Origin of the sequence: Nocardioides cremeus, assembly GCF_030518195.1 — a bacterium.
Taxonomy (GTDB): domain Bacteria; phylum Actinomycetota; class Actinomycetes; order Propionibacteriales; family Nocardioidaceae; genus Nocardioides; species Nocardioides cremeus.
On the sequence record NZ_JAULSC010000080.1, the window covers coordinates 1 to 465 of the forward strand.

Sequence of the window (465 nt, forward strand, 5' to 3'; positions counted from 1 at the left end):
ACGTCGAGCAGGCCCAGCGCGACCCGGAGGTCGGCCTCGGCGGCGGCGAGCATCTGGGGCAGCTCGCGCACCGAGTGGTCGATCGTGGTGCCGGAGTCCCAGAGCGGGTACCACAGCCGCGCGGCCCCCACGCCGGACTCGACTCCCTCGTCGAGCACCAGCACGACGTCGAGGTCGGAGTGCGGGGCCAGCTCGCGGCGGCCGTAGCCGCCCACCGCCACCAGCGCCGAGCCGACGTCGGCGCCGCCCGCCTTCTCGTACGCCGCCGCGCACAGCGCGTCGGCCTCGCTCGTGCGCTGCTCCCGCTCGGTGGCCGTCACATCGGTCTCCTGGGGTCGGGGTGTGGGTGGGAGCGGGGCTGGTGGTGGCCCCCGATCATGCCGGACGTGACGACGGCCCGGCCCACCGCAGGGGTGGACCGGGCCGTCGCTGCTCTCACGGGCGCGTCACAGGCACGATGACGGG

At 75.9% G+C, this 465-nt stretch carries 1 pseudogene; it reads right to left on the bottom strand.

Annotated features, from left to right (window positions below):
* Positions 1-320, bottom strand: a pseudogene (locus QWJ41_RS22435) (DUF294 nucleotidyltransferase-like domain-containing protein); the annotation flags it as partial.
* Positions 321-465: the final 145 nt, after the last annotated feature.